We start from the raw sequence: 24,586 nt of genomic DNA on the forward strand, positions 1-24,586 counted from the left end.
CGTCGGGCGGTGGCGCTACGTCCGGACGCCGATCACGACACTGGCGCCCAGTTCCTCGTCGTGGGCGAGCCGGGCGGTCAGCCCGCCGCGGGAGAAGGCGTCCACGGCCGCTCCGGCCTGCCGTTCACTCGTCTCGACCAGCAGGCAGCCGCCGCGGGCGAGCCACCGGTGCGCCTCGGCGGCTACCCGCCGCAGGACGTGCAATCCGTCGGTGCCGCCGTCCAGGGCGACCAGCGGTTCGTGGTCGCGGGCCTCCGGGGGCAGCAGGCCGACCTCGTCGGTGGGTACGTAGGGCACGTTGGCCGCGAGGACGTCGACGCGGCCGCGCAGGCCGGCGGGCAGCGCCTCGAACAGGTCACCCGAGTGGACCTGACCGCCCGCCGCGGCGACGTTGCGGCGGGCGCAGCGCACCGCGGCCGGGTCGATGTCGGCGGCGTGCAGCTCGACGGGACCGAGCGCGGCGGCCAGGGCCGCGCCGACGGCGCCCGAGCCGCAGCACAGGTCGACGACCACACGGGCCGCCGGAGCCTGGGCCAGGGCCTGCTCGACGAGGAACTCGGTTCGCCGCCGGGGGACGAAGACGCCGGGTTCCACGACGATGCGCAGCCCCCGGAACTCGGCCCAGCCGAGGACCAGTTCGAGGGGCAGGCCGCCGGACCGCCGGTCGACCAGCAGGGCCAGCTCCCGCGGGGTGCGGGCGGCGGACAGCAGCATCCGCGCCTCCTCCTCGGCGAAGACGCAGCCCGCGGCGCGCAGCGCGGCGACGACGGCGTCGTAGGAAGAAACGGAGGACACGGAAGAAGAGGCGGGAAGGGAGAAGCGGGACGAAGGAGACGAAGGAGACGACGCAGGCATCTGGGCCGAGGGCCTTTCGGTAGTCGAAGGGCGCTCCCGCGGTCACCTACCGGCGACGGTCCGCGTCGACGCGAGGGGAGAGCACCCGGTCTGGCACAGCGGTGATGACTCCCACCTCCTCGGTCCACCGGCGGCCGGGACGCTCCTCGGCCGGACGGTCACCCTACCGCAGCCCCGAGCCGCCGTGGCATGCGCCGGTCACCTCCGGTCGGGGCCGCACGGCGCACCCCGCGCTCCGGGTTGTACGGTGCAACCAGGAGAGCGAGGGAGGCCCGGTGGAGGCGCAGCAGGCCGTGGAGACCATCCAGCGGGAGATGACGGTCTTCGCCCGCCGCGCCCGGGCGTCCGCGGGGCGCCTGCACCCCGAGCTGTCGCTGGTCTCCTACACCCTGCTCGGCCACCTGGAGGAGAGCGGCGGCTGCCGCGCGACCGACCTGGCCGCGCACTACGCCCTGGACAAGTCGACGGTCAGCCGCCAGGTGACGGCGCTGGAGCGGGCCGGCCTGGTCGAGCGGCGCCTGGACCCGGAGGACCACCGCGTGCAGGTGCTGCACCTCACCGGCGCCGGCCGCCGGATCCTCGACCGGGTCACCCGCAGCCGCCGGACGGCCCTCCGGGAGCGGCTCGCGGACTGGTCGGAGGAGGATCTGGAACGGTTCGCACGGTATCTCACCCGCTACAACGCGTGGCCGGGATCCGGCGCCGGGGAGGACGAGGACCAGGCCGGACGGCGTGCCTAGAGGGCGGCGGCCACCGCCTGTGCGTGCGGGCGGTGTTCCGGTGTGCGGGCGCCGAGGAAGAGGGTCCCGCGGCGCGGCCGGAAGCCCAGGGACTCGTACAGGCGGACGGCGTCGGCGCCGGAGACTTCACCCGTCCGCGGTGATCGCCGGGCCGCCCGGTGCGGAAGCACTCCCGGGACGCACGTACGGTTGAGTGCGTGAGCTACCGACGCCGTCCCGCTGGATCCGCATGAACGTCACCCGAGGCTTCACCGGACGCCCCCGCGCGCTCCGCCCCGGCCTGCCGCCCGGCCAGTACGACGCGGGCGACGACTGGCCCGTGCTGTCCGCGGAGGTCACGCCCGACCTGGCGCCCGCCGACTGGACCTTCCGGGTCGACGGCCTGGTCGAGCGGCCGCGCACCTGGGACTGGGAGCAGGCGCACGCGCTGCCCGCGTCGGTGTACGAGGGCGACATCCACTGCGTGACGAGCTGGTCGAAGTTCGGGGTGCGGTTCGGGGGCGTGTCCCTGGACGCCTTCCTCGACGTGGTCCGGCCCCATGGGTCGGCCACCCATGCCGTGGCCTACTCGCACACCGGGTACACCACGAACCTGCCGCTGGCCGACCTGACCGGCGGGCGCGCCTGGATCGCCTGGGAGTACGACGGCCGGCCGCTCACGGCCGAGCACGGCGGGCCGGCGCGGCTGCTGGTGCCGCACCTGTACTTCTGGAAGAGCGCCAAGTGGATCGCCGGCATCCGGCTCCTCGACCACGACGAGCCGGGTTTCTGGGAGCAGAACGGCTACCACGCCCGCGGCAACCCCTGGCAGGAGCAGCGGTACTCCGGTGACTGAGACCTTCACTCCCCCGACGCGGTTCGCCGTGCCCGGCCGCATCGCCGTGAACGAGCGGGTCGCCGGGCGGTGGCAGACCGCCACCCTGACCGGGATCCGCCGCGAGACGCCGCACGCCGCCACCTTCCGGTTCGCGGTTCCGACGTGGTCCGGCCATCTGCCCGGCCAGCACCTGATGCTGCGGCTGACCGCGGCGGACGGCTATGCGGCGCAGCGCCACTACTCCATCGCGTCCGCGCCCGACGACGCGGGCCACGTCGAACTGACCCTGGACCACGTCGCGGGCGGCGAGGTCTCGGGCTGGTTCCACACCGTGGCCCGGCCCGGCGACCGGGTCGAGGTGCGCGGCCCGCTGAGCGGGTTCTTCGCCTGGCCCGGCGACCGCCCGGCACTGCTGATCGGCGCCGGTTCCGGGGTCGTACCGCTGATGTCGATGGTGCGCCACCACCGGCTGCGGGGCCTGTCCGTGCCGCTGCGGCTGCTGGTGTCCGCGCGCGGTCCCGAGGAACTGATCTACGCGCGGGAGTTCGGCGCGGAGACGACGCCGGTGTTCACCCGAAGTGCCCCGCGGGGCGTGCCGGTGGGACGCCTGACGGCCGCACATGTGGCGCCGCTCCTGGCCGAGCGGCCACCCGGCGGGTGGGAGGCCTATGTGTGCGGCTCCAACGGCTTCGCGGAACACGCCTCCCGTCTCCTGGTGCAGGCCGGCCAGCCCGTCGGCCGCATCCGCATCGAACGCTTCGGCTGACCCCGCGTCCCCGACGGCCCGTCCGGCCCCGCCAGCCCCGGCCTGCCCCGTCAGCGTCGTGCCGACCGGGCCGGCCCGGCACGCCGCGCGGAGCCGATGGCCACGGCAGCCGGCGAGCCAAGCCCCCGCGGCGCGGACACCGCAGGCCCGTGGTGGGCCGGGCGGCCGACGGGTGCGGTGAGGAAGGAACTCCGGGGGCCTGGGTATCCGGTCCCCATGCGAACCCGGGTGCGCGGCTGGCGTTGGCGGCGCGGTGCGCTGCGGCGCCGGTCGGATGTCGTCGAGGCGTGGACGGTGCTGGTGGTCGCCGTCCTGCTGGTGGTGGGCGTGCCGCTCGCGGGGGCGGCGGCCGGGCGGTGGGCCCATGACGACGCGCGCGCCGTCGCGGCGGCACAGCGCGCCGAACGGCACCGCGTGCGCGCCGAAGCGGTCGGCGCCGCCCCCGACATGCTGCCGGCGGTACGGAGCGGGCGGCAGCACGCCTACCGTGCGGCCGTGCGCTGGACGGATCCGGCCGGCGAGGTGCACACCGCGAGGGCACGCGTCCCGGCGGGCACCCGGCGCGGGGACACCGTCGACGTGTGGCTGGACTCCCGGCGCCGGACCGTCCCCGCGCCGCCGAGCCGGGGCGACGTCCGGCAGCACTCCCTCGCCGTCGGCGCGTGCGCCGCCGCGGGGACGGCGGCCCTGGTGCTCCTCGGGCACGCCGTCGTACGCCGCGTGGCCCTCGGGCGCAGGCTCGCCGAGTGGGAGCGGGCGTGGGCCCGGACCGGACCTGAGTGGACGCGCCGCCGCGCGTGACGCCGCGTCCCGCGTACCGCCCGGGCGTGCGGGCCGCGACGGGCGGTGACCCGACGAATCCTACCGGCCGGTAGTCCGCCGGGGTCTTCCCTCCCACCCCCGCGCGAGTCCTGTTCGCACCGCTTGACCAGCGGAAGCGAGACCAGGAACGGGGTGCCGGGATCACCTCCGGACGCGGTGCGGGTCTGGCGAGTCGTCCGATCTTCCACGTACGGTGTGATCATCCGCACCGACCCTTCACCAAAGGCGGTCCTTCATGGCCCTGTTCGACCTGCCCCTCGACGAACTCCGCGAGTACCGCAGCACGTCCACCGCACCGGAGGACTTCGACGCCTTCTGGTCCAAGACCCTGCGGGAGACGCGCGAGCACGACCTGGACGCCCGTTTCGAGCCGGTGGACACGGGGCTGACGACGGTGCGGGTGTTCGACGTGACGTTCGCCGGGTTCGGCGGTCACCCGGTGAAGGGCTGGCTGCGGCTGCCCGCCGCGGCGGACGGACCGCTGCCGCTGGTGGTGGAGTTCGTCGGGTACGGGGGCGGACGGGGCCTGCCGCACGAGCACCTGCTGTGGGCGTCCACGGGCCGCGCGCACTTCGTCATGGACACCCGCGGCCAGGGCAGCGCGTGGGGCGGCGGCGGTGACACGCCGGACCCGGTGGGCGGCGCGCCCGCCTACCCCGGTTTCATGACGCGGGGCATCGACGCGCCCGAGAACTACTACTACCGCAGGGTGTTCACCGACGCGGTCCGCGCGGTGGAGGCGGCCCGCTCGCACCCGGAGACCGACGCCTCCCGCACGGTGGCCGTCGGCGCCAGCCAGGGCGGCGGCATCACCCTCGCCGTGGGCGGACTGGTCCCGGACCTGGCCGCGGTCGCGCCGGACGTGCCGTTCCTGTGCGACTACCCGCGCGCGGTGACCCTGACGGACAGTCACCCCTACCGGGAGATAGGGCTGTTCCTCAAGACCCACCGCGGCCGCAGCGAGGCCGCGCTGCGCACGCTCGCCTACTTCGACGGAGTCCACTTCGCGGCCCGCGGCCGGGCGCCGGCCCTGTTCTCGACGGCCCTGGAGGACCAGACCTGCCCGCCGTCGACGGTCTTCGCGGCGTTCAACGCCTGGGCGCACGACGACAAGGCGATCGAGGTGTACGAGTTCAACGACCACGAGGGCGGCGGCCCCTACCAGGAGGCGGCCAAGCTGCGCTGGCTGCGGTCGTACGCCTGACGGCCCGCCCTTCCCTCGTGTCCGACCAGTCGGTATGTTCGGACGGCCCGGGCCGCGACAGCGCGTCCCGGGCTCCGGCTGACGACGGAGGGGTTCATGACGCGGCGCGATCACCGGGTGCACGGTCACTGCGACGCGCGGTTCGCGGCGGTGCGGACGGCGTTCGAGGAGAACTTCGAAGGCCGGGACGAACTGGGCGCCGCGGTGGCCGTCACCGTCGACGGGGTCACGGTGGTGGATCTGTGGGGCGGGTGGGCCGACGCGCGGCGCGGCCGGCCCTGGGAGCGGGACACCCTGGTCAACGTGTGGTCCACCTCGAAGGCACCCGCCGCCTTGTGCGCGCACATCCTGTCCGACCGCGGCCTGCTGGACCTCGACGCGCCGGTGGCCGCCTACTGGCCGGAGTTCGCCGCGGCCGGCAAGGAGAAGGTCCTGGTGCGGCACCTGCTGTCGCACCGGGCGGGGCTGGCCGGGCTGCGCGAGCCGCACTCGCTCGAGCAGCTCTACGACTGGGAGCTGACCACGCGGCGGCTCGCGGCGGCGGAGCCCTGGTGGGAGCCGGGCACGGTGTCCGGTTATCACGCCCTGACCTTCGGCTTCCTGGTGGGCGAGGTGGTACGGCGGGTCTCCGGGCTGCTGCCGGGGGCGTTTCTGGAGCGCGAGGTGACCGGGCCGCTCGGGATCGACTTCACGATCGGGCTGCCGGAGAAGGAGGCCCACCGGGCGGCCGAACTGGTGCACCGGAGGGCCGCGGTGGACGATGAACGGCCCGCCCCGCCCATGCGGTTGACACCGCCGACGCCGGCCGCGCTGACCAACCCCTTGGTGGGCGCGGCGGAAGCCAACACGCCCGCCTGGCGGGCCGCCGAGATCCCGGCCGCGAACGGACACGGCACCGCGCGGGCCGTCGCCGCGCTGTACGGCGTCCTCGCGGGCCGGGGGACGTACGCCGGCCGGCGGGTGCTCTCCCCCGCGGCAGCCGAGCGGGTGCGCGAGGGGCAGGGCAGCTGCCGCGACCTGGTGCTCGGCGCCGGTTTCGCGCACGACACCGAGGTGGCGCTGGGTGTCTGGCTGAGCGGGCGGAACGGCTCCTACGGCCCCAACCCGCGGGCCTTCGGGCACGACGGCTTCGGCGGCTCCTGCGGACTGGCCGACCCGGAGGCCGGCGTGTCGCTGGGCTACGTGATGAACCGGATGGGGCCGCACATCGCCGACGACCCGCGCAAGACGGCACTGGTCGAGGCCGTGTACGACGCACTGTGAACGGCACCCGCGGCGGGCCGGCGCCGACCGGACCGTACCGGCCCACCGGGCACCGCCCCCCGGGTGCCCACCGGACCGTACCGGCCCACCGGGCACCGCCCCCGGGTGCCGGCCTGACCGGGCAGGACCCGGATGTCGGCCTGACCGGCCGCCGGGGTGGCGCGCGCCCGACAGGACGTCCAGGTCCGCCCCGGCAGCACATCCCGGTCCGGGGCAGCACGTCCAGGTCCGCCCCGGCAGCACATCCCGGTCCGGGGCAGCACGTCCCGGTCCGCCCCGGCAGCACATCCGGGTCCGCCCGGGCAGCACGTCCCGGTCTACGAGGTCACGCCGCCCGCGGCGGCCCGGCCGGCGTGACCGGGCGGCGCGCCACGAGCGTGCGCACCCGCGGGCTGCCGTCGCGGCGCCGCCCGAACTCCGGCAGGGCGTGCAGCTCCACCAGGAACCCGGCCCGCTCCAGTTCCCGCCGCACCTGCCCGAGCCGGAAGGCGCGGTAGTACATGACGAACGGCGGCCGCCACAGGGCATTGCGCACCCGCATCACCGCGTCGAAACCGAACAGCATCCAGAACGCGGGCGACGAGGGGCGCGGCGGGGCCAGGACCGGGAACGCGAAGCATCCGCCCGGCCGCAGCACGGAGTGGACCTGCGCGAACAACCCCGGCAGCTCGCGCGGCAGGAAGTGCCCGAACGCCCCGAAGCTGACGACGAGGTCGAAGACGGGGCCGAAGGGCAGCGCGCGGGCGTCCGCCCGGACGTACTCCGGGCGCGGTCCGGCGCCGGTGCCGCGCCCGCGGGCGACGTCGAGCATCCCGGCGCTGAAGTCGACGCCCACGACACGGCGCCGGCACACCCGCGCCAGGACGTCGGTCCCCGCACCGGTGCCGCAGCACAGGTCGAGCCCGGCGTCGAAGGAGCCGGTGCGGGCCAGGTCGGCGGCGACCGCGTCGAGCACCGCGTCGGGCGTCCGGAAGGGGGTGTGGTCGAACTTCGGCGCGAGCAGGTCGTAGCCGCGCTCGACCGACGACAGCGCCTGGACGGCGAGCTCGCGCAGGGTGGGGCCTTCGGGGCTGAACACCGCGTCAGCTTAGGACAGCGCGGCAGCGGACGCATGGACACCTCCCCGGCCGCTGACTAGTCTCTTCTGCACCTACTCCACTAATTGACTATGAGGGTGATCCGATGCGAGCGTTCCGCGAAGCGGTGGAGGCCGGTGACCTCGACGCCGTCGAGGCGCTGCTGGCGAAGGACGTCGTGTTCACCAGCCCGGTGGCGTTCGCGCCGTACTCGGGCAAGGCGCTCACCGCGGCGATCCTGCGCGGGGTGGCGCGCGTCTTCGAGGACTTCCGCTACGAGCAGGAGCTCGCCGGGGCCGACGGCCGCGACCACGCCCTGGTGTTCAGCGCGCGGGTGGGCGACCGCGCGCTGACCGGCTGCGACTTCATCCACCTCGACGAGGAAGGACTGGTCGACCGGCTCATGGTCATGGTGCGGCCGCTGTCCGCCGCCCAGGCCCTGGCGGCGGCCATGGGCGCCCAGTTCGACCGGATCACCGAGGAGGCTCAGGCGCGGATCGGCTGACCGCCACGCGGGCGGGCCGGCCGGCCCGCCGGTGCGGCGGGCGCACCGCGTACGTCACCGCTAGGGCGACGAACAGGGCGACGACCGCGGCGGACGCGGCCGCGGTCGCCGTCCAGGCCCGGCCGCCCCCGGGACCGGCCACGATCAGGCAGGCCGCGACGGCCGTGCCGCCGAGCAGTCCGGCGCCGACCAGGGCGGCGAAGACGCCCCGGGAACCCCTCCCGCCGTGCGGCGGTGCGACGGGGCCCAGGCGCAGCGCCGCCAGCTGCGACGCGGTCTCCCGCGCTTCGCGCCGGCGCTGGACCCCGGCGCGGAGCCGCAGGCCGGCCGTCGCGACGGCGCCCGCGACCGCCGCGCCGGCGGGCGCCCACCACACGGCCGTCGCGGCCAGCAGGACGGCCACGCCCGCGACCGCGGCCCACCCGGTCAGGCAGGCGGCCGCGGCCGTGCGCGCCGAGGCGGGCCGGTCGTCGCCGGCGCGCAGGTCGACCACGGCCGGGACGTACCAGACACAGCCCGAGAACAGCACCAGCGCGGTGGCCAGCGCCAGGACGGATCGGCCCACGGGTCACGCCGCCTTCTCGGCCTGGGCGATCTCGGGGTGGTGCAGGTCGAACGCCGGGGATTCGCTGCGGATCCGCGGCAGGGTGAGGAAGTTGTGCCGCGGCGGCGGGCAGGACGTGGCCCACTCCAGCGAACGGCCGTACCCCCACGGGTCGTCGACCTCGACCGGCTTGCCGTACCTGCCCGTCTTCCAGACGTTGTAGAGGAACGGCAGGAACGACAGGCCGAGCAGGAACGAGCCTATGGTGGAAAGGGTGTTGAGGGCGGTGAAGCCGTCGGCCGCCAGGTAGTCGGCGTACCGGCGGGGCATGCCCTCGGTGCCGAGCCAGTGCTGGACGAGGAAGGTGAGGTGGAAGCCCGCCGTCAGCGTCCAGAAGGTGACCTTGCCGAGGCGTTCGTCGAGCATCTTGCCGGTGAACTTGGGCCACCAGAAGTGGAATCCGGCGAACATGGCGTACACCACCGTCCCGAACAGCGTGTAGTGGAAGTGCGCCACGACGAAGTACGAGTCGGAGACGTGGAAGTCCAGCGGCGGGGCGGCGAGGATCACGCCGGTGAGGCCGCCGAAGGTGAAGGTGACCAGGAAGCCGGTGGCCCACAGCATCGGGGTCTCGAAGGACAGGCTGCCCTTCCACATGGTGCCGATCCAGTTGAAGAACTTCACGCCGGTCGGGACCGCGATCAGGAAGGTCATGAAGGAGAAGAACGGCAGCAGCACACCGCCGGTGACGTACATGTGGTGCGCCCACACGGTGACCGAGAGACCGGCGATGGCGATGGTCGCGCCGACCAGGCCCATGTAGCCGAACATCGGCTTGCGGGAGAAGACCGGGACGATCTCGCTGACGATGCCGAAGAACGGCAGCGCCAGGATGTAGACCTCGGGATGGCCGAAGAACCAGAACAGGTGCTGCCACAGCAGGGCCCCGCCGTTGGCGGCGTCGAATATGTGGCTGCCGAACTTCCGGTCCATCTCCAGGCCGAGCAGCGCGGCCGCGAGCACCGGGAAGACGATGAGGACGAGCACGCCGGTCAGCAGCACGTTCCAGGTGAAGATCGGCATGCGGAACATGGTCATGCCGGGGGCGCGCATGCAGATGATCGTGGTGATGAAGTTGACCGCGCCCAGGATGCTGCCGAAGCCGGACAGCGTCACGCCCATGATCCACATGTCGGCTCCGACGCCGGGCGAGTGCACGGCGTCCGACAGCGGGGCGTAGAGGAACCAGCCGAAGTCGGCGGCCCCCTGGGGGGTGAGGAAGCCGCCGGCGGCGATCAGCGAGCCGAACAGGAACAGCCAGTAGGCGAGCATGTTCAGCCGCGGGAAGGCCACGTCGGGCGCGCCGATCTGCAGCGGCATCAGCCAGTTGGCGAAGCCGGTGAACAGCGGCATCGCGAACAGCAGCAGCATGATCGAGCCGTGCATGGTGAAGGCCTGGTTGAACTGCTCGTTCGACATCACCTGCATTCCCGGGCGGGCCAGTTCGGCGCGCATCAGCAGCGCCAGCGCGCCGCCGAGGAGGAAGAACGCGAACGAGGTGACCAGGTACAGGGTCCCGATCTTCTTGTGGTCGGTGGTCGTCAGCCACTCCGTCCACGAGGGCCGCTCGGCCGGCCGGACGGCCACCTCCGCCCGTTCGCGGACCGCGGGACGCGTCCGCGCCCCGGAGACCTGCTCCATCTGCTGAATCCGTACCTCGTCCACCGGGCGGTGCCCTCCGAATCTGTTCACATGGCTCACCGGCCGGGAGGTGCTCCGCGCGCGCTGCGCGACGCGGCGCTTCCCGGCCGCCGCCACATGATCATCGGAGGGTCGTCCGGCCCGGCAGGGCCCAGCGGTCCCTGCGATGGTCCCGCGATCAGGGCCCAATGGTCCCTGGCCGGACAGCGCCGGACGCGTCCTGACGTGTCGCGGGCCCGCGCACCACCGTGCGGTGATCCCTACGGCGACCGTGTCGCCGGCCGCCGGTGGTGCGCGGGCCCGGTGCGGAGGCGGGTGACCCGGCCCGCCCCGCTTTCCGAGGAGCCGCCGTGGCGACGGGCCACGGTCCCCACACCGCCGCCCGCCCGCGGGACGTGACACCGCCGGCCCGCCCCCTGAGCGGTCCGGTGGTGGGGCACGGTGGCGGGATCCTGTGAGGGAGGACCCCGCCGCCGTACGTCTCGCGGACTCGGGACTCACTCTCACAGTGCGCGGGGCACCGCAGCAGGGGCCGAACGACTCACCCGCGGACCCGACCGGCCCAACACGCGCCCCGCCGGGCGCCCCTGTGCCCGTCACGCCGCGGTCGGCGGGACGACCCCGGGCAGGTCGTCCCGGCGGCCGGCGCCGTCCCGGCGCCGACGCCGCCCGGCTTCGTCGAGTCGCGGGGTGTCGAAGACGATGTCCTGGGCCGACTCGTCCTGCCGGACGACTCCATCGCGCCGCAGGTCGATGCCCGGGTCGTCCCGGCCGCCGACTCCCTGTGGTAAGGTGCTTTCGGCACTTGTGTACGCCCCGTACGGGGCGCCGGTGCCGGTTCTCCTTCAGTTCGCCGCTCCGCCCGCCGTGTCCCGGCCGGCGCTCCGGCTTCCCAGCACCACCTCGTGACCCGCACGGCCCTGCCGTGTCCGAGGCGCTGTTCACCGTCGCCGAAGGCCGCAGTGTCCGCCTTCCCGTCGCGGCGCCCTCTCCTTCCCTCCGCATGTCCCATGCATGCCGTCGGTCCGTCAGTCCGTCAGTCCGTCAGTCCGCGAAAGGACCGCCACCATGACCACCACAGTCGAACACCCCCCTGTCCGGCGGGAGTCCGGCCCCCGGATCGTCACCGGCGTCCTGGACGTCGACGCGGGCGGGAAGGGGCGCCTGCGCTCCCCGAGCCTTCTGCCTTCGCCGTCCGACCCGGCCGTCCCCGCCGCCCTGATCCGCCGTCACCGGCTGCGGGCGGGTGACCTCGTGGAGGGCGTGCGCGAGGGCCGGCGCGATCTGACCGACGTCGTACGGGTGGACGGCCGCACGCCCGAGGCGTCGCGCGGCCGCCGTCACTTCCGCGACCTCACGCCCCTGCACCCGCGGGAGCGGATCCGCCTGGAGCACCCGGCGGCCGGTCTGACCGGCCGCGTCGCCGATCTGGTCGCCCCGGTCGGCAAGGGCCAGCGCGGCCTGATCGTGGCGCCGCCCAAGACCGGCAAGACGGTGCTGCTGCAGCAGTTCGCCGCCGCCGTCGCCGGCAACCACCCCGAGTGCCGCCTGATGGTGGTGCTGCTCGACGAGCGCCCCGAGGAAGTCACCGAGATGCGGCGCTCGGTGCGGGGCGAGGTGTACGCCTCGACCTTCGACCGGACCCCCAAGCAGCACATCGCGCTCGCCGACCTCGTCGTCGAGCGGGCCAAGCGGCTGGTCGAGGCGGGCGAGGACGTCGTCGTCCTCCTCGACTCGCTGACCCGGCTGTGCCGGGCGCACAACAACGCGGCCGCCGCCGGCGGCCGCATCCTCAGCGGCGGCGTCGACGCGACGGCGCTGACCGGGCCGAAGCGGTTCTTCGGCGCCGCCCGGCCGGCCGAGGAGGGCGGTTCCCTCACGATCCTCGCCACCGCGCTCGTGGAGACCGGCTCCCGCGCCGACGAGTACTTCTTCGAGGAGCTCAAGGGCACCGGGAACATGGAGCTGCGGCTCAGCCGCGAGCTGGCCTCCCGGCGGGTCTTCCCGGCCGTCGACGTGACCGCCTCCGGCACCCGGCGCGAGGAACTCCTGCTGTCCCCGGCCGAGTCGGCCGCCGTACCGGGCCTGCGGCGCGCGCTGCAGACGCGGGACGGGCAGACCGGCACGGAGACGCTGCTGGAGCGGATGCGCCGGACGCCGGACAACGCCGCCTTCCTGCGCCGCGTCCAGCCGACCCTGCCCGGCGGCTGATCCCCGCCCGCCGGTCCGTGGCCGACCCCGCCCCGCGCCGGTCCGTGACCGCGTGCGCACGGAGGGGCGGCACCGGCCGGGCACTACGGCATCCGGGTGCTCGCGGGTTCCGCTCGGCCCGGGCAGCGGGGCGCGGGGCGGCTCGGTTCCTACGTTTTGCGGTATGACTTTCGGATTTAATTTCCGGTCCGTCGTGTCCACCTGCGCGCTCTGCACGGCGGGGCTGCTGGCGCTCGCGCCCGCCGCGGTGGCCGATCCGCGGGTCACCGGCCCCGGCACGCCCGGCGGACCGCCCGCAGCGACACCGGGGCCGTCGGTGCTGCACCGGCCCGGCACCCAGGTCCGCGCTCACCGGAACGCCCCCCGGCTGCCGGACGTGTCGGCGCTGTCCTGGCTGGTCGCCGACGCCGACAGCGGCGCGGTGCTGGCCGCGCACGACGCACACCGCCCGCTGCCGCCCGCCAGCACGCTGAAGACCCTGTTCGCGCTGACCGTACTGCCGGTCCTCCCGGGAGGCGTCCGGCACCGCGTCGTCGAGAAGGACCTCGCGGGCATCGGCGCGGGCAGCAGCATGGTCGGCGTCGAGGAGGGCCACGCCTACCGGGTCGCCGACCTGTGGCGCGGGGTCTTCCTCAACTCTGGCAACGACGCCGTGCACGTCCTGGCCGCGCTGAACGGCGGCTGGCGCGCCACGGCCGAGCGGATGCAGGCCCAGGCGCGCGCCCTCGGCGCCCTCGACACGCACGTGCGTTCGCCCGACGGCTACGACACGCCCGGCCAGGTGTCGTCGGCGTACGACCTGGCGGTGTTCGGCCGGGCCGGGCTGCGCAACGCCGACTTCGCCCGGTACTGCCGCACGGCCCTGGCCCGCTTCCCCGACGGGGCCGGCGGGACGTACTGGATCCGGAACACCAACCGGCTGCTGACCGGCGCGGACGGCGTGCGGCCCTACCCGGGGCTGATCGGCGTCAAGAACGGCTACACCACCCACGCGGGCAACACCCTGGTCGCCGCGGCCCGCAGGCACGGCCGCACCGTCCTGGTCACGGTCATGAACCCGCAGGCGGGAGTGCCGTTCGCGGTCTACGAGGAGGCCCGCGAGCTGCTCGACTGGGGGTTCGACGCGGCCGGACGGGTGGACCCGGTGGGCTCACTGGACCCGCGGCCCGCCCGGCCGCTGCCGGGAGCCACCGTCGCTTCGCCGGCCCCCCCGCCCCCGGCCCCCGCCGCCCCGGTGGCCCGCGCGCTCCCGGCGGACCGCGCACCGGGCTGGCCGGAGGCGGGGCTCGTCGCGGCGGCCGCCGCCCTCGGCGCCGGCGTGATGGCGCTGGTCCTGCGCGGCCTCTGCGGGCGCCCGTCCGGGAGCTGACCGGCGGGCAGCCACAGCAGCAGGCCGAGGGTGATCCAGGTGTAGGCGTTGCCGCCGAGGAACCCGTCGACGCCGGACGCGTCGTCGACCCACAGCCACACCACGCTCGTGCACAGCACGGCGTACAGGGCGCCCGCGACGCGCGGGTGCCCGGTGCGGAGCAGGACGGCGAAGGACGGCAGCAGCCACACCAGGTGGTGCACCCAGGTGACCGGACTGACCAGGCAGGCGGCCAGTGCCGTGAGGGCGAAGGCGGCCGGCCCGTCGCCCGCCGCGGCCGCCCGGCGCGCCCGCCACGCCCAGACGCCCAGGACGCACACGACCGCCGCCGCCCACCAGGTCCGCCCCGGCTCGCCGAGGCGGGCCAGGACGCCCTGCAGGGACTGGTTGGAGACGTAGTCGAGGCGGCCCACCCGGCCGGTGTCCCACAGCGCCCGGGTCCAGTACAGGCGGGAGGCGCCGGGCGCGGCCCACGCGGCCAGTGCCGTCGCCCCGGCGGCAACGCCGGCCGCGACCGCGGCGGCGCGCCACCGGCGGGTGAGCAGGAGCAGGCCGATGAAGAGCGCGGGCGTGAGCTTCACCGCGGCGGCGAGACCGATGCCCACCCCGGCCCGGCGCCCCCGCCCGCTGCCGAGCAGCCGGGCGTCGGCGAGCACCAGGCCCAGCAGCAGGAGGTTGACCTGGCCGAAGCTGACGGTGTCGCGCAACGGCTCGAACAGCGCGAGCGCGCAGCCGGCCAGGGCGCAGCCGTACCACCCCCAGCGCCGCCAGGCACCGCCGGTCAGCAGGTGCACGACCAGCGCCAGGGCGGCCAGGTCGAGCAGCAGGGTGACCACGATCGCGGTGCGCAGCCCCACGAACGCCATGGGCAGCATGACGACGGCGGCGAACGGCGGGTAGGTGAACCCGTAGCCCGTCCCCGGCACCCGGTAGGCGTAGAGCCCCCCGCCGCGGTGGACCCAGGCGTCGACGGCCCCGTGGTAGACGCGCAGGTCGAACCAGTCGCGCAGCAGCGGCACGGTCGCGGTGAAGGCGGTGACGGCCGTGCAGAGGGCGAGGAGCAGCAGGAGCCGGCCGCGGTCGGTGCGGGGACGGATGATCACGCCGTGCGCCCCGGGGCGGGCGCCTGCGCCGTCTGGTGTGCCTGCCACAGCACCACCGCCGCCAGCGCGCCGCCGCAGCCGGCGAGCAGCAGCCGGCCCGCGTCCGCGGGGCCGCCGTCGGGCAGGACGGCGAGGGCGAGCACAGCGGTCACGGCCGTCACCCGGTGCCGTACCGGGGTGCCGGGGGCCGCGGCGGCGACGAGGAACAGCCCCCACAGGGCGTACCACGGGCGGACGGCGGGCCCGAACGCGGCCAGGGCGGCCAGGCTCAGGCCGAGGGCGTACACCGGGCGCGGGCGCAGCCGCCACCACAGGCCCGCGATCAGGAGCGCGGCGACGGCCAGGCCGAGCAGGTGCCAGGCCGGGACGGCCAGGTGCGCCAGGTCGCTGCCGAGCCGGGCCAGCACGGCGCGGGTGGCGCGGCCGAGCAGGCTGGTGAGGGCCCAGTTCCGCGGTGACACGGGGGTGTCGAGGGCGCGCGTCCAGCCGTATCCGGTGCCGGCGACGGCCGTCGCGGCGACCGTGGTGGCGGCGGACGCGACGGCGGCGGACAGTACGGCCCGGACCGGACGCGCTCCGGCGCGCGCGTGCAGCACGGCCACCGCGGCGAGCCCGAGCACGGCCGGCACCTTGACCAGGGCGGCGAGGGTGACCAGCACGGCGCCCAGGACCGGCCGGCGGCCGAGCGCGGCCACCAGGCCGACGCCGAGCAGGCCGAGCATGAGGGCGTCGTTGTGGGCGCCCGCGACCAGGTGCAGCAGCACCAGCGGGTTGAGGGCGCCGAGCCAGAGGGCGGCGGCCGGGTCGGCGCCGCTGTGCCGGGCGAGGCGGGGCAGCGCGGCCGCCATCAGCGCCACGCCGGCCAGCGCGACGAGGCGCATCCCGGCCAGGCCCGCGGGGAGTTCCCCCCGGGTCGCCGCGGACAGGGCGGAGGCGACGGCGAGGAACACCGGGCCGTACGGGGCGCCGGTGTGCCGCCAGGGCGGGGCGACCTCCTCGGCGAGCGGACCGCCGAGCCGGTCGGGACCGTACGCGTAGACGTCGATGTGGGCGTCGGCCATGGCGCCCTGGGCGAGGTAGCTGTAGACGTCCCGGCTGAACAGCGGCGGGGCGAGCAGCAGGGGCGCGGCCCATACGGCGAGGACGAGCACCAGGGCCCGCGGGGTGGGCGGCTCGGCGCCGCGCACCAGCCGGCCCAGCAGGACCCAGGCCGCGATCAGCAGCACCACGCCGAAGTACGCGCCGACCAGGCCGACGGCGGCGTGGGCGTCGGCGGGGGCGGGCAGTTCGCGCACCGGCAGCGCGCCGGCCGTCTCACCGCCCAGCGCGACGCAGGCGGTGCCGGTCAGCCCCAGGAGCTGACAGCGGCGGAGATCGACGGGAGAAGCCATGATCGGCACGCGGACAGGGTGGCGTCGCCACATGGCCGGAAGACGACGCCGCACCCCCCGGCCGGGGGCGCGCACATGACCGCCGTGTGATCGGCGCGGGCAATGCCCCGGCCGGATGTCACCGGCCGCGGGCATGCCCCGGCCGGGTGTCCCCGGGCCGGGCCCGCCCGTTACCGGCAGTACCCGGCAGCCGCGGGCGGCGGACCGTCAGCCGGGACGCGAAAGCGTGCTCCGCGTTCCCGGCGGTGCGGCGCCGACCGCGAGGGCGCCTCCGGCCCTTCGCCGAGTCGCGGGCACCGGCACGGGCCGGCGCCCGGAGCCCGCCCCCGCCGCCACCACCAGCGGCGACGGCTGGGACCTCGGCTTCGCCCCGGGCGGGACGGGGCGCACGGACGGACAGACCACCACCGTCACACGCAGGCCGACCGGCCCGCCGCAGCGACGGCGACACCGGACGAGCCGACCACCCTCACGCGCAGGCCGGCAGGCTCTCCGGAGCCGGCGCGCGGACCACACGGACCTCACCGACCGACCGGCCACCCCCCAGCACCGGCGCACCCCCGAACGGAACCAGCGCCACCGGGTCGACACCGGCCCGGGCCAAGGCGACCGCAGCCGCCCGAACCCGCGCCCCACCTCCCCCGCCCGCGCACACAGCGCACGGGCCGACAAGCCGCCACCGTCACACGCAGGCCGACCGGCCGGCCGCAGCGACGGCGCGACCGGACGGGCCGACCGCCGTCAGGCGCAGGCCGGCAGGCTCTCCGGAGCCGGCGCGCGGACCACACGGACCTCACCGACCGACCGGCCACCCCCCAGCACCGGCGCACCCCCGAACGGAACCAGCGCCACCGGGTCGACACCGGCCCGGGCCAGGGCGGCCGCGGCGACCGGGACGCGTGCCCGGTCGGCGCCGTCGGCGATCTTCACCGCGACGGCGCGGCCGTCCGGGAGCGCGGCGACCTGGACACCCTCGAAGCCGTCCTTGGCCAGCAGCCCGGGCACCGCCCGCATGAGCGCCGCGACGTCCCGGCCGGCCCCGGAGACCATCTCGGGGTGGCCCCGCATCGCGTCGGCGACCCGGGCCTCGGGGGTGCCGGGGGCGGCGCCGGCGATGCGCGCGGCGGCGCGGGCGAGACCGTGCAGGGAGACGGCGAACAGGGGCGCGCCGCAGCCGTCGACAGTCACCCGCGCGACACGCTGCCCGGTGAGGTCCTCGACGATCTCCGCGATCGCCTGCTGGAGGGGATGCCTCGGGTCGAGGTAGTCGTGCAGAGACCAGCCGTTGAGCGTGCAGGTGAGGAGCATGGCCGCGTGCTTGCCGGAGCAGTTCTGCGCGAGGCTGGAGGGGTGGCGGCCCTGGCGCACCCAGCTGTCCCGGACGGCCGGGTCGAACGGCAGGTCGGGCACGTTGCGCAGCCGGTCCTCGGTGAGCCCGGCGCGTTCGAGGATCCGCCGGGCCCCGGCGAGGTGGCGTTCCTCGCCGGAGTGGCTGGCCGCGGTGAGCGCCAGCAGTTCCCCGTCGAGCGGGAGCCCGGCCCGGACCATGGCGACCGCCTGGAGCGGCTTGAGGGCGGACCGCGGGTAGAAGGCGGCCTCCGTGTCGCCGATCCGCAGCCTGGCCTCGCCGTCGGCGCCGAGGACGACGACGGAGCCGTGGTGGACGCCCTCGACGAGCCCGCCGCGGACGACGTGGGCGACGGGCGCGTGGCGGGGTTCGCGGATCGGGGGTGCCTCGGCGACGGGACTGTTGTGCATCACTGCCTTCTTCTTCGGGGAGTGGCGCGGGTCGCGCGCCGGCTCGGCTTCTTCGGGGAGCGGCGCGGGTCGCGCGCCGGCTCGACGGCGTCCTCGTGCGGGACGGGCCTGTTCACGCCTGGGGGCCGGGCTCCGTGCGCGCGGGGCGCACGATGTCGGTGAGGGTCGTCTCGACGCGGTCGAGGTGGTGGCTCATGGCGCCGGCCGCGTCGACGGCGGAGCCGGCGATCAGCGCCTCGACGATCGCCCGGTGCTCGCGCTCGGACTGCTCGCGGCGTCCGCCCAGTTCGTTGAGGAACGCAGACTGGCGGGCCAGCGCGTCGCGGATCTCCTCGATGACCCGGCGGAAGACCGGGTTGCGGGCGGCCTGGGCGACGGTGAGGTGGAACAGCGTGTCGAGCGCGACCCACGAGGCGGTGTCGGTCTCCTCCTCCATCCGCCGCAGCAGATGCGTCAGACGGTCGAGGTCCTCGGGGGTGCGGCGGGTGGCCGCGTAGCCCGCCACCGGGATCTCCACGTGCCGGCGGACCTCCATCAGGTCGCCGGCCGCGTAGTCGCCGAAGGTGGGGTCCTGGACGGCACTGGCGACGACGAAGGTGCCCCTGCCGGTCCTGGAGACGGTCAGCCCCATCGTCTGCAGGGCGCGCAGCGCCTCGCGCAGCACCGGCCGGCTGACCTCCAGGCTCCGGCACAGTTCAGCCTCCGAGGGCAGCTTGTCGCCCACGGCGTACTCGCCGCGTTCGATGGCGCCGCGCAGATGGCCGAGCACCGCTTCCATGGCGCTCACGCGCCGCGGCACCCGGGAGGCTGTCTGGCTGTCTGACAGGTTCACGGGAGCGATGGTCCGGCTGCGGCGGGCGGATGTCAAGCGGCGTGCGGTGCGCCGGGGCGTGCGGTGCGCCGGGGCGTGCGGTGCGCCGGGGCGTGCGGTGCGCCGGGGCGTGCGGTGCGCCGGGGCGAGCGGCCGGACGGACCGAGCCGGCCGCACGCCAGGCGTCGGTCAGCTGCCGATGGTGCCGGTCGCCAGCAGGCCGAACAGCAGCGCGCCCACCACGAGGCGGTAGAGCACGAAGGCGTTGAAGGAGTGCTTGGCGACGAACTTCAGCAGCCAGGCGATCGAGGCGTAGGCGACGACGAAGGAGACGATCGTGCCCACGGCGAGCGGGGCGGCGCCCACCCCCGTGCCCAGGGCGTCCTTGAGTTCGTACAGTCCGGCGCCGGTCAGGGCGGGGATGCCGAGGAAGAAGGACAGCCGGGTGGCGGCGACGCGGTCCAGGTCGAGGATCAGCGCCGTGGACATGGTGGCACCGGAGCGCGAGAAGCCGGGGAAGAGCAGGGCGAGGATCTGCGAGCTGCCGACCAGCATGGCGTCCTTGAGCGAGGTGTCGTCCTCCCCGCGCTTGTGCCGGCCCATCTGGTCGGCCGCCCACATCACACCGCTGCCGACGATCAGCGAGCCGGCGACCACCCACAGGGAGGCGAGCGGGCCCTCGATGAGCGGCTTGGCGGCCAGGCCCACGACCACGATCGGGATGGTCGCGTAGATCACCCACCAGGCGAACTTGTAGTCGTGGTGGTACCGCTCCTCCTTGTTGGCCAGTCCGCGGCCCCAGGCGGAGACGATCCGCACGATGTCCTTGAAGAAGTACACGAGCACGGCGGCGATCGCGCCGACCTGGATGACGGCCGAGAAACCGACGACGGCGTCGTCGTCGACGGGGATGTTCATGAGCCCCTCGGTGATCTTCAGGTGCCCGGTGGAGGAGACGGGGAGGAACTCGGTCACTCCCTCGACGGCTCCGAGGATGACGGCCTGGCCGATGCTGATGGTGCTCATGGGATCCAGTTCTGGGAGTCGGTGGCAGGTGGTGCGGACAGTCTTACTACGTGCCGGTGTGGCCGGATGACTACGCCCAGAGCGCCTGGGCGCCCCAGACTCCGGCAAATGCCGCACCGAGGCCCGCGGCGACGCTCCCGACGACGTTGGCGGCAGCGTAGAGCCCCGCCCCGGTCTCGGTCAGCCTCAAGGTCTCGTAGGAGAAGGTCGAGTAGGTCGTCAGGGCACCGCACAGACCGGTGCCGATCAGCGGCTGCAGGTGGGAACCGGCGGCTCCGGAGGCGACCGCGCCGGTCAGCAGGCCCAGGACCAGGCAGCCGGTGACGTTCACCACGAAGGTGCCCCAGGGGAAGACCGAGTCGTGCCGGGACTGCACCGCCCGGTCCGTGAGGTAGCGCAGCGGCGCACCGATCATCGCGCCCGCCACGACCAGCAGCCAGTTCACAACGACTTCTTACCCTCCGGGCCGGCCGCGGCCGGGCCGGGGTCACGGCCGACGTACCGGATGACCTCGCAGTCGTCGAGGATGACGAGCCCCTCGTCGACGAGTTCGTCGAGCTGCGGGAGGAAGGCGCGGACGCGCTGCTCGGTGTCCACGATCACGATCGCGACCGGCAGGTCCTCGCTCAGGGACAGCAGCCGCGAGGTGTGGATCAGCGAGGAGGCGCCGAAGCCCTCGATGCCGCGGAAAACGCTGGCGCCGGCGAGGCCGGCCGCGTGGGCGCGGTGCACGATCTCCGCGTACAGGGGCTTGTGGTGCCAGGTGTCGTTCTCGCCGATGAAGACGGTCACGCGCAGGGCGTGGCCGGTCAGCCGCGTCATGGCTGCCTCCACTTCAGGACCCGGCGGGCCGCGGTCACCGCGAGCCACACCGCCGCGAGCGCCGCGAGCGCGGTCGCCGCGAGGTAGGCCAGCCCGGTGCCGGGGCGGCCGCCGTCGATGAGCTTCTGGATGTCGACGGCGTACGTCGAGAACGTGGTGAAGCCGCCGAGGACGCCGGTGCCGAAGAAGGGGCGCACCAGGCGGTGGGCGGCCCACACGTCGGTGATGACGACCATGAACACGCCGATCACGGCGCAGCCGACGACGTTGGTCCAGAAGGTCGCCCAGGGGAAGCCGCCCGGCGGGGCGGGCCACCAGCGGGCCGCCGCGTACCGGGCCGTGGCGCCGGCGGCGCCGCCGAGCGCGACCACCGCGACGACGGGCGCCTGCTCGCGCCAGGCGGCCGGTCGTGGGGGGCGGGGCAGGGCCCGCAGGTCCTCGGTGTCCGGGGCTGTCATGGTCGTACGTCTCCCACTCGCCGGGGCCCCGGCCTGCGGACGCCGCCCGCGGCGCCATGACCGCGACGCGGCTGCGGCGGGCCCCACCGCCGTGCCGCGAGGGGTGATCGCGGCCGGGCACCAGGGTAGCGCCCGGACCGGAGCCGGGTCACTTCGCGGCCGGCGGCTCGCACAGTGCGATCCCGCGCTCCCACGCGCTGCCCAGCACGAGGTGGCCCGCGGCCTCGCAGACGCTGGTGACCATGCGGAACCCGGAGCGGTGACGGGCGAGGTGGTGGACGGTCGCGCCCTGGTCGTCGACCGCGAGGACGCCGATCGTGCCGCTCGGGCGGAAGGGGGCGCGGACGGCGACGCGGGCGGCGGCCCGGCGCACGGCGGGCGCGGCCCGGTGCAGGGCGTCCAGGGGCGGCACGCGGGGGCCGACGAGGGACACCCAGATCGGGCCCTCGGGACCGGCGCGCCAGATGTTGTCCGGCATGCCGGGCAGGTCCTCGACGAACGGCTCGCCGGTGCCCGCCTTCGGGCCGGCGAGCCAGTAGCGGGTGAGCCGGTACGCCCCGGTCTCGGCGACGACCAGGAAGGACTCGCCTGCGCCGACCGCGAGCCCGTTGGCGAACCGAAGCCCCTCCAGAAGCACCTCGGGGGTCTCGCTGCCGGGGGCGAGGCGCAGCAGGAGGCCGGTCGCGGTGTTCTCGACCAGGTCGCCGATCCACTGGCGCAGGGGATAGCGGCGGCTGGAGACGGTGAAGCACACGCTGCCGTCGGACAGGGCGACCACGTTGCTGCAGAACCGCAGCCGCTCCCCCGCCACCGAGTCGGCCAGGATGCGTACGACGCCGTCGTCGAGGCCGACGCGCAGCAGTCCGAGTTCGGCGTCGCACACCAGCAGCGAGTCGTCGGGGAGGAGTTCGAGGCCGAGCGGGCGGCCGCCGGTCTCCGCGATCACCTCGACGCGGGCTGCCGACGGCTCGGCCAGTCCGTCGACGCGCAGGATGCGGCCGTCCTCGATGCCGGTCAGCACCCGGCCGCGGGCGTCGGCGACGACGTCCTCCGGACCGTGTCCGCCGATCGCGACGTACCGGCGTGGGACGAGCGTGGTGGGACGGTCCATGGAGGCTCCCCCTCGTTGTCGGGACGGTCGATCCTGGCAGGTGCGCGCAGCTCGTGCCGCGCACCGCGGCGCGCGCCCGGGTACCCTCGCCGTGCCACGTCACCCGGCCCCGTTCACGGGCCGGTGCCGCGTCACCCTGCCCGGTTCACGGGTCCGCGCCGCGTCACCCTGCCCGGTTTACGGGTCCGTGCCGTCGGCCACTCGGTCCGGTGTGCGAGCAAGTCGGAGAAGGGGTGGTCCCATGTCGCGTCCGCCCGGGCGGCGTACCGGCGGCCGCCCCGGCCGAGGAGCCTGCTGCCCACGGTGGCCGCGTTGAACGGCCGGCGTTTCCGGCCGCGCGCGGCGTGGCACCAGCTGGGGCTCGCGGAGCTGACCCGGCGGGGCCGGGAGCTGGAGCTGATGCACCGGGCCATGGGGTTCGCCACGCTCGCCCTGGTCACGCTGGCTCCGCTGCTGATCGTGATCGCGGCCGTGGACCCGCTCGGGCACGGCGGGTTCGCCCTGTGGCTGGTGGACGGCATGGACCTGTCCGGCCGGTCCGCCAAGGCGCTGTCGGACGTCTTCACCCCGCCCAGCAAGGTGGTCAGCACCACCGGCGTGCTGAGCATCGTGCTGCTGGCGCTGTTCGGGCTCTCCTTCGCCGCGAGCGTGCAGAACGGCTACGAGCGGATCTGGCGGACGGCCGCCGGCCCCTGGCACCGGCTGTGGCGCCAGACCGTCTGGCTGATCATGCTCATGGCCTACCTGTACGCACAGGTCCAGACCCGGAACGTGCTGCAGGGGCCCGCCCGCGTCCCGCTCAGCATGGCGGTGGGGGTGCTGTTCTTCTGGTGGGGGCCGCACTTCCTGCTGCACCGGCGGGTCGGATGGGGGCACCTGCTGCCCGGCGCGATCGCCACGATGGCCGGCCTGGTCGGGCTGCGCTGGTTCTCCTACCTGGTGTTCACCCCGCTCCTGGTCACCAACGCGATCAGTTACGGCCCGGTCGGCACGGTGCTGGTGGTGGAGTCCTGGCTCGTCGGCGTGGGGTTCGTGGTCTACGGCGGGGCGCTGGTGGGCCGGCTGCTGTGCGAGCGGTTCTGGGACGCCGACCCGCCGGACCGGCAGGTGCCGGGGCGCCACCCCGGCGGGCGGGGGCCGTCGGCCGCCGCCCGCTCCGCGGACCCCGCGCAGCCGCAGCCGGGTCCGTCGGAGTGACGCCGTCCGGACCCGCGGTCACCCGGACGTCCGAGCGGACGTCCGGGTGACCGCGCGGCCCGATCGGCCGGCCCGCTCAGCCCTGCTCCGGGCCCGTCTCGTCGTCCTCGTCGCGCTCGCCCTCGGCCTGGGAGGGGGTGGTGCGCGGCACTTCCTCGGCGGGCGGGACGTCGTCCCGCTCACCCTCGGCCTGGGACGGTGTCTGCTCGCTCATCAGGCCTCCTGATCCGATCCGTTCCGGCTCCTGCGGCCGGCTCCGGGTACCCGGATGCGGCCCGTCCGTACCGTCCCTTCTCCGGCGTGCCGTGCGACGCCCGGGGCCCGGCCGTCGCCGACAGGGCCGGCAGAGCAGAGGTCAGCGGTGGGTGAACCGGGCCATGGCCGGGAGCGCCCTGTCGTCGCAGAAGCGGGTCACGGCGCGGTGCGGTCGTCCAGCATGCGGGTGAGCGCGGCGCGCTGCAGGGGCAGCGCCCGGGCGTGCACCTCGCGGCCCCTGGCGGTCAGGGCGACCCAGACGCCGCGCCGGTCCTCGGTGCACGCGGAGCGCTCGACCAGGCCGTCCTTCTCCAGTCGGCCGATGAGCCGGGACAGCGCGCTCTGACTGAGATGGACCCGGCCGACGAGGTTCTGCACCCGGCAGTGGTCTCCGCGGGCGGGCGCCTCGGACGCGAGGATGTCGAGCACCTCGAAGTCGCTCGCGCCGAGTCCGTGCGGGTGCAGGGCCCGGTCGATCTCGCACATCGTGCGCGCGTGCACGGACAGGATGTCCCGCCACCGCTCCTCGAGCCGGGCGTCGGCCGTCTCAGCTGCCATACCCGCACGGTAACACCGGGTCCACCACTTGTTGACTGTGCAACCAGTGCGGACGCGTCGACCGCCGGCACCCGCCGGGGACGGCCCAGGCGGGCGGATCCCGACCAGCCCGGCCCGGTCTCCGCCCGCGCCCTTCACGAAGGCGAGCAGCCTGCCGTTGCCGGCGTCCCCCGCGTCCCGCAGTACCTCGGCGCCCGCCTCCCGCGGCCGTCCGGCCGACCCC

24 protein-coding genes and 1 pseudogene are annotated in these 24,586 nt (G+C 75.2%); 10 read left to right on the forward strand and 15 right to left on the reverse strand.

Features of this window, described 5'->3' with window-relative positions; translation table 11 throughout:
- Positions 1-15: 15 nt before the first annotated feature.
- Positions 16-855 (reverse strand): putative protein N(5)-glutamine methyltransferase, encoded by an 840-nt coding sequence (locus VKA29_RS22855; RefSeq protein WP_324787811.1) that lies wholly within the window; start codon positions 853-855, stop codon positions 16-18.
- 275 nt (positions 856-1,130) lie between these two features.
- Here VKA29_RS22855 and VKA29_RS22860 point away from each other — a divergent pair, with 275 nt between their 5' ends.
- From VKA29_RS22860 to VKA29_RS22885, 6 genes are all read left to right on the forward strand, one after another.
- Positions 1,131-1,595 (forward strand): MarR family winged helix-turn-helix transcriptional regulator, encoded by a 465-nt coding sequence (locus tag VKA29_RS22860; RefSeq protein WP_324787812.1) that lies wholly within the window; start codon positions 1,131-1,133, stop codon positions 1,593-1,595.
- A gap of 229 nt (positions 1,596-1,824) precedes the next feature.
- The gene (locus VKA29_RS22865) at positions 1,825-2,430 is read left to right on the forward strand and encodes a sulfite oxidase-like oxidoreductase (RefSeq protein WP_324787813.1); all 606 of its coding nucleotides are present in this window, start codon (positions 1,825-1,827) and stop codon (positions 2,428-2,430) included.
- On the forward strand, positions 2,423-3,178 hold the full coding sequence (locus VKA29_RS22870; RefSeq protein WP_324787814.1) for a ferredoxin reductase: 756 nt from the start codon (positions 2,423-2,425) through the stop codon (positions 3,176-3,178). The genes VKA29_RS22865 and VKA29_RS22870 overlap by 8 nt, the downstream gene beginning before the upstream one ends.
- Positions 3,179-3,394: 216 nt before the next feature.
- Positions 3,395-3,979 (forward strand): hypothetical protein, encoded by a 585-nt coding sequence (locus tag VKA29_RS22875; protein ID WP_324787815.1) that lies wholly within the window; start codon positions 3,395-3,397, stop codon positions 3,977-3,979.
- 256 nt (positions 3,980-4,235) lie between these two features.
- Positions 4,236-5,204, forward strand: a complete 969-nt coding sequence (locus VKA29_RS22880; RefSeq protein ID WP_324787816.1) for an acetylxylan esterase — start codon at positions 4,236-4,238, stop codon at positions 5,202-5,204.
- A gap of 96 nt (positions 5,205-5,300) precedes the next feature.
- Positions 5,301-6,467 (forward strand): serine hydrolase domain-containing protein, encoded by a 1,167-nt coding sequence (locus VKA29_RS22885; RefSeq protein ID WP_324787817.1) that lies wholly within the window; start codon positions 5,301-5,303, stop codon positions 6,465-6,467.
- A 325-nt stretch (positions 6,468-6,792) separates the two neighbouring features.
- Here the strand turns inward: VKA29_RS22885 and VKA29_RS22890 are convergent, their stop codons facing one another.
- Positions 6,793-7,545, reverse strand: a complete 753-nt coding sequence (locus VKA29_RS22890; protein WP_324787818.1) for a class I SAM-dependent methyltransferase — start codon at positions 7,543-7,545, stop codon at positions 6,793-6,795.
- Positions 7,546-7,649: 104 nt separating this feature from the next.
- Here VKA29_RS22890 and VKA29_RS22895 point away from each other — a divergent pair, with 104 nt between their 5' ends.
- A complete protein-coding gene (locus VKA29_RS22895) occupies positions 7,650-8,048 on the forward strand; it encodes a nuclear transport factor 2 family protein (RefSeq protein ID WP_324787819.1) in 399 nt (132 codons plus the stop codon).
- Here VKA29_RS22895 and VKA29_RS22900 read toward each other — a convergent pair.
- Together VKA29_RS22900 and ctaD are read right to left on the reverse strand one after the other, a co-directional pair.
- A complete protein-coding gene (locus VKA29_RS22900; RefSeq protein ID WP_324787820.1) occupies positions 8,017-8,613 on the reverse strand; it encodes a hypothetical protein in 597 nt (198 codons plus the stop codon). The genes VKA29_RS22895 and VKA29_RS22900 overlap by 32 nt on opposite strands.
- Before the next feature lie 3 nt (positions 8,614-8,616).
- Positions 8,617-10,293 carry a cytochrome c oxidase subunit I gene (gene ctaD, locus VKA29_RS22905; RefSeq protein ID WP_324787919.1) on the reverse strand — a complete coding sequence of 559 codons (1,677 nt, stop codon included), beginning with the start codon at positions 10,291-10,293 and terminating at the stop codon, positions 8,617-8,619.
- Between the two features lie 1,068 nt (positions 10,294-11,361).
- Between ctaD and rho the strand changes: the two genes are divergently transcribed.
- Together rho and VKA29_RS22915 are read left to right on the forward strand one after the other, a co-directional pair.
- Positions 11,362-12,504 carry a transcription termination factor Rho gene (gene rho / locus VKA29_RS22910; RefSeq protein ID WP_324787821.1) on the forward strand — a complete coding sequence of 381 codons (1,143 nt, stop codon included), beginning with the start codon at positions 11,362-11,364 and terminating at the stop codon, positions 12,502-12,504.
- 163 nt (positions 12,505-12,667) lie between these two features.
- Positions 12,668-13,504 (forward strand): annotated as a pseudogene (locus tag VKA29_RS22915) (D-alanyl-D-alanine carboxypeptidase family protein); the annotation flags it as partial.
- Between the two features lie 83 nt (positions 13,505-13,587).
- Here the strand turns inward: VKA29_RS22915 and VKA29_RS22920 are convergent.
- From VKA29_RS22920 to VKA29_RS22960, 9 genes are all read right to left on the reverse strand, one after another.
- Positions 13,588-14,973, reverse strand: coding sequence for a glycosyltransferase family 87 protein (locus tag VKA29_RS22920; protein WP_324787920.1), 1,386 nt, complete (start codon positions 14,971-14,973; stop codon positions 13,588-13,590).
- On the reverse strand, positions 14,973-16,367 hold the full coding sequence (gene mptB / locus VKA29_RS22925) for a polyprenol phosphomannose-dependent alpha 1,6 mannosyltransferase MptB (protein WP_324787921.1): 1,395 nt from the start codon (positions 16,365-16,367) through the stop codon (positions 14,973-14,975). The genes VKA29_RS22920 and mptB overlap by 1 nt, the downstream gene beginning before the upstream one ends.
- Positions 16,368-17,108: 741 nt before the next feature.
- Positions 17,109-18,125 carry an asparaginase gene (locus VKA29_RS22930; RefSeq protein WP_324787822.1) on the reverse strand — a complete coding sequence of 339 codons (1,017 nt, stop codon included), beginning with the start codon at positions 18,123-18,125 and terminating at the stop codon, positions 17,109-17,111.
- Between the two features lie 112 nt (positions 18,126-18,237).
- Entirely contained in the window at positions 18,238-18,903 is a 666-nt protein-coding gene (locus VKA29_RS22935) for a FadR/GntR family transcriptional regulator (RefSeq protein WP_324787922.1), read from the reverse strand.
- Positions 18,904-19,125: 222 nt separating this feature from the next.
- Entirely contained in the window at positions 19,126-19,962 is an 837-nt protein-coding gene (locus VKA29_RS22940; RefSeq protein WP_324787823.1) for an undecaprenyl-diphosphate phosphatase, read from the reverse strand.
- A gap of 70 nt (positions 19,963-20,032) precedes the next feature.
- A complete protein-coding gene (crcB, locus tag VKA29_RS22945) occupies positions 20,033-20,407 on the reverse strand; it encodes a fluoride efflux transporter CrcB (protein WP_324787824.1) in 375 nt (124 codons plus the stop codon).
- On the reverse strand, positions 20,404-20,784 hold the full coding sequence (locus VKA29_RS22950) for a DUF190 domain-containing protein (protein WP_324787825.1): 381 nt from the start codon (positions 20,782-20,784) through the stop codon (positions 20,404-20,406). Before VKA29_RS22950 ends, crcB (VKA29_RS22945) begins: the two co-directional genes overlap by 4 nt.
- Complete coding sequence (crcB, locus tag VKA29_RS22955; protein WP_324787826.1) at positions 20,781-21,242, reverse strand: fluoride efflux transporter CrcB; 462 nt, start codon at positions 21,240-21,242, stop codon at positions 20,781-20,783. Before crcB (VKA29_RS22955) ends, VKA29_RS22950 begins: the two co-directional genes overlap by 4 nt.
- Positions 21,243-21,390: 148 nt before the next feature.
- Complete coding sequence (locus VKA29_RS22960) at positions 21,391-22,353, reverse strand: SMP-30/gluconolactonase/LRE family protein (protein WP_324787827.1); 963 nt, start codon at positions 22,351-22,353, stop codon at positions 21,391-21,393.
- Between the two features lie 399 nt (positions 22,354-22,752).
- Between VKA29_RS22960 and VKA29_RS22965 the strand changes: the two genes are divergently transcribed.
- Entirely contained in the window at positions 22,753-23,550 is a 798-nt protein-coding gene (locus VKA29_RS22965) for a ribonuclease BN (RefSeq protein WP_324787923.1), read from the forward strand.
- Between the two features lie 76 nt (positions 23,551-23,626).
- Here VKA29_RS22965 and VKA29_RS22970 read toward each other — a convergent pair whose 3' ends face one another.
- Both VKA29_RS22970 and VKA29_RS22975 read right to left on the reverse strand, forming a co-directional pair.
- Positions 23,627-23,764: a hypothetical protein gene (locus VKA29_RS22970; RefSeq protein ID WP_324787828.1), complete on the reverse strand. Its 138-nt coding sequence runs from the start codon at positions 23,762-23,764 to the stop codon at positions 23,627-23,629.
- Between the two features lie 197 nt (positions 23,765-23,961).
- Positions 23,962-24,363, reverse strand: a complete 402-nt coding sequence (locus VKA29_RS22975; RefSeq protein WP_324787829.1) for a MarR family transcriptional regulator — start codon at positions 24,361-24,363, stop codon at positions 23,962-23,964.
- Positions 24,364-24,586: the final 223 nt, after the last annotated feature.

The organism is Streptomyces sp. H51, assembly GCF_035656535.1.
Lineage (GTDB): Bacteria > Actinomycetota > Actinomycetes > Streptomycetales > Streptomycetaceae > Streptomyces.